The organism is Mesorhizobium sp. M1406, assembly GCF_040317555.1.
In the GTDB taxonomy this organism is placed as follows: Bacteria; Pseudomonadota; Alphaproteobacteria; order Rhizobiales; family Rhizobiaceae; genus Mesorhizobium.
This window is the reverse complement of record NZ_JAMYKW010000144.1, coordinates 1-3,029: the sequence shown is the minus strand read 5'-3', so window position 1 is coordinate 3,029 and position 3,029 is coordinate 1. Positions and strand designations below refer to the sequence as shown.

General features: G+C 64.9%; 3 protein-coding genes. All 3 read left to right on the top strand.

Annotated elements, in window-relative coordinates:
- The first annotated feature begins 288 nt into the window (after positions 1 to 288).
- Genes NKH03_RS34555 through phnN form a run of 3 tightly spaced genes read left to right on the top strand, consistent with a single transcriptional unit; the run spans position 289 to position 2,824 of the window.
- Complete coding sequence (locus NKH03_RS34555) at positions 289 to 996, top strand: DUF1045 domain-containing protein (protein ID WP_352973307.1); 708 nt, start codon at positions 289 to 291, stop codon at positions 994 to 996.
- A 47-nt stretch (positions 997 to 1,043) separates the two neighbouring features.
- Positions 1,044 to 2,198: an alpha-D-ribose 1-methylphosphonate 5-triphosphate diphosphatase gene (locus tag NKH03_RS34550; RefSeq protein WP_352973305.1), complete on the top strand. Its 1,155-nt coding sequence runs from the start codon at positions 1,044 to 1,046 to the stop codon at positions 2,196 to 2,198.
- The gene (gene phnN, locus NKH03_RS34545) at positions 2,195 to 2,824 is read left to right on the top strand and encodes a phosphonate metabolism protein/1,5-bisphosphokinase (PRPP-forming) PhnN (RefSeq protein ID WP_352973303.1); all 630 of its coding nucleotides are present in this window, start codon (positions 2,195 to 2,197) and stop codon (positions 2,822 to 2,824) included. The genes NKH03_RS34550 and phnN overlap by 4 nt, the downstream gene beginning before the upstream one ends.
- Positions 2,825 to 3,029 lie beyond the last annotated feature (205 nt).

Genomic DNA, 3,029 nt, shown 5'->3' with positions numbered 1-3,029 from the left:
ACCATCGCCGGTCCTCCCGGCGAGGAAGAAAACTGTCACCCATCTAATCAGTCCATTCTGTTACCTATCTATCCGGTTCGGACACAGCGCCCCTCTCCCCGTCACTATACGGGGAGAGGATGCCGGCAGGCAGGTGAGGGGCAGCGCCGACGTCTGGAAAATTGGTCCAGCCCGAGAAAAATGTCGGCTAAGGACCCGGCTGGGTCGATTTGCCTTCGAAAACCCTTCAAAGCTTCGTCAATCCGTCATGGAAATCACCTATGGCAACGGGACTGACGAGGCTTCCTAATGCGCTACGCCATCTATTTCACCCCCCGGCAGGACGAGCCACTGGCGCGGATCGCCGCCAACTGGCTCGGCCGCGACCCGTTTGGCGCCGCGACAAGGCCGGTCGAGGCGGTAGCCGACCTGTCTGCGGCGGAAGTCGCTTTTCATACCGCTTCGGCGCGCCGCTATGGTTTTCACGCGACGCTGAAGGCGCCGTTCCGCCTGGCTGCCAACGAGACGGAAGCCTCGCTGCGCGCCGCACTCGACCATTTTGCCGAGGCGACGCCGATGGTGACCATCCCGCGTCTCGTCGTCAGCCAGATCGACGGCTTCTTCGCACTGGTGCCGGAGAGGCCGCTGCCTCTGCTCAATCGGTTCGCCGACGACGTGGTGCGCGATTTCGATCGCTTTCGCGCACCACTGACCGAATCCGAGATCGAGCGGCGCAGCCCGGATTCGCTGAAGCCGGCCGAGTTCCGCAATCTTTGCCGATGGGGCTACCCCTATGTCTTCGAGACCTTTCGCTTTCACATGACGCTGTCCGGCCGGGCAACGTCACAGGAAAGCCCTCGTTTGCGCGCAGCAATCGATAGTCTGTTCGCGGACATTCTGCGACAGCCGGTGCTGGTGGATACGCTGACGCTGTTTGTCGAAACCGAACCGGGCGCACCGTTCATGGTGCTTTCGAATCACGCGCTCGGGCGCCGCCCGGCCAGAAAAACCGCCTGAGCACCCCGCCGAACAACCCCAGCTGGACTAACCAAGGACTGCCTGAAATGACCGTCGAGACTGTTCTCCACAACGCCCGCATCGTGCTTGCCGACGAGATCGTCGAGGGTTCGCTGGTGCTGCGCGACGGCTTTATCGCCGGCATCGACGCCGGCACCAGCCAAACCAGCGGGAGCATGGCCGGCGAGGATGTGGGCGGCGACTACATCATTCCCGGGCTGGTCGAACTCCATACGGATCATCTCGAAGGCCACTACGCGCCGCGGCCGAAGGTGCGCTGGAACCCGATCGCGGCCGTGCTTGCCCATGACGCGCAAGTGGCGACCGCCGGCATCACCACGGTGCTCGACGCCCTGCGCGTCGGCATGGACGAGGACGCCGACCTGACATCGACCGACATCCGCAAATTGGCCGACGCGATCGAGGACAGTGTCCAGCAGGACCGTCTGCGGGCCGACCACTTCATCCATCTGCGCTGCGAGGTTTCGGCGCCGGACTGCCTCAAGGCATTCGCCAATTTCGATGGCGACGAGCGGGTCAAGCTGGCATCGCTGATGGACCATGCGCCCGGCCAGCGCCAGTTCGTCAACCTCGAGACCTATGCCTACTATTACCAGCGCAAGCTGAAGCTGACCGATCGCGACTTCAAACTGTTCTGCGAAAAGCGGATGGGAGAATCGGCGCGCAATTCGGTACCGAACCGGGCGGTGATCGCCGCCGCCTGCCATGAGCGCGGCATCGTGCTGGCCAGCCATGACGACGCCACCCTTGGCCATGTCGGCGAAGCGATAGAACAGGGCGTGCGCGTCGCCGAGTTCCCGACAACGGAGGAGGCCGCGAGGGCCTCGAAAGAGGCCGGCCTCGGCGTGCTGATGGGAGCGCCCAACGTCATGCGCGGCGCCTCGCATTCGGGCAATGTCTCGGCCCGCACTCTGGCCAGCGACGGCCTCCTCGACATCCTGTCGTCCGACTATATCCCCTTCAGCCTGATCCAATCGGCGTTCTTCCTCGGCGACGTCGTCGACGGCATTTCGTTGCCGCAGGCGGTCGCCATGGTCTCGAAGAACCCGGCCGAAGCAATTGGCCTGACCGACCGCGGCGTCATCGAGCAGGGCCGCCGCGCCGATCTGGTGCGTGTGCGCGTCGACGACCATGTTCCGGTCGTACGCACGGTCTGGCGGCAGGGGCGCCGGGTGGCATGATGGTGTCGGCGTTGATCGAGCGTGAACTGTCCGCCGAAGCATTTCCGATCCGCGATGGCGTCTTCGTCGCCGTCGTCGGCCCAAGCGGCGCCGGCAAGGACACGGTGATCGGCTACGCCCGCGCCTGCTTTGCCGAGGAGACAAGGCTGGAGTTCGTCCGCCGCGTCATCACCAGGCCGAGCGATGCCGCCAGCGAAGACCACGACACGCTGGCCGACGCCGCCTTCATCGAAGCCGAAGCCGATGGCGCCTTCGCCATCTCCTGGGAAGCGCACGGCTTGCGCTATGGTATCCCGGCCGATGTCGACTGGTGCGTCGCCAATGGCCGCGTGGCCGTCGCCAACGTCTCGCGCGCGATCATCCCGGTGCTGCGCGAGCGCTATGCCAACCTGGCCGTCGTGGAGATCACTGCCTCGCCGGAGGTGCTGGCAGAGCGTCTGGCGATGCGCGGCCGCGAGTCACGTGGCGAAGTGCTGGCGCGGCTGGCGCGCAGCGCCAATGTCACTCTGTCCGGCCCTGGCGTCACCTCGATCGACAATAGCGGCCCGCGCGACGCGGCCGGCGAGCGCTTCGCCGAGGTACTGCGCAAGGCGATGGCCTTTTCCGATATGTCGGGCCTGATTTAGGACGCCTCCTCCTGTGGGAGAAGGTGGATCGGCGCGCAGCGCCGAGACGGATGAGGGGTGTGGCCGGAGTGCGGCGTTGGTTTTTCTGCTGTCGGATGTCGGACTAAGACGAAAGTTTCCGCCAAGCTGGAACACCCCTCATCCGACCGAGCTTCGCTCGGCCACCTTCTCCCACAGGGGGCTAGCGTGCGCACACATTTGCTTC

Excerpts from the sequence above, each read along its gene's own strand:
- NKH03_RS34555 (WP_352973307.1), top strand. The coding sequence starts at position 289 with ATGCGCTACGCCATCTATTTCACCCCCCGGCAGGACGAGCCACTGGCG.
- NKH03_RS34550 (WP_352973305.1), top strand. The coding sequence starts at position 1,044 with ATGACCGTCGAGACTGTTCTCCACAACGCCCGCATCGTGCTTGCCGAC.
- phnN (WP_352973303.1), top strand. The coding sequence starts at position 2,195 with ATGATGGTGTCGGCGTTGATCGAGCGTGAACTGTCCGCCGAAGCATTT.